This window comes from Streptomyces sp. SID9727 (genome assembly GCF_010550605.1).
Classification (GTDB): Bacteria; Actinomycetota; Actinomycetes; order Streptomycetales; family Streptomycetaceae; genus Streptomyces.
In genome coordinates, this window is sequence record NZ_JAAGNI010000275.1 from 1 (window position 1) to 384 (window position 384).

Genomic DNA, 384 nt, shown 5'->3' on the forward strand with positions numbered 1-384 from the left:
GCCGCTCCTGGGAGGCCGTCGAGCTGACCGGGGACGCATCGGTGCGGCTGGTCACGGACCTGGGCGAACTGGCCCCGGCCCGGCTGACCTCGGGCGCCCCGGGGAGCCCGCACGACGTCTCGGGGCGGGCCGAGCGGGAGAGCTGGGCGCGGACCGCGTGTCTGCTGCGGGAGGTCCGGTCGCACGGGGTGCGGTCGGTCAACTCCTGGGCCTACGCCCGGCAGGCGCTGCCCGAGGACGGTGGCACGGCGCGCTGGCTGTGCACCCGGGCGGAGACCTGGCGGGGCTCGGGGAGCAGGGTCATCGCCCAGTTCCAGGCCCCGTCCGCCCGCCCGTCGGCGCCCGGCGCGGTCGCGGCGCGCGCGGAGGACGCGCCGGAGTGCG

General features: G+C 79.4%; 1 pseudogene. It reads left to right on the plus strand.

From position 1 onward, the window contains the following. Window positions 1-384 (plus strand): annotated as a pseudogene (locus tag G3I41_RS17605) (hypothetical protein); the annotation flags it as partial.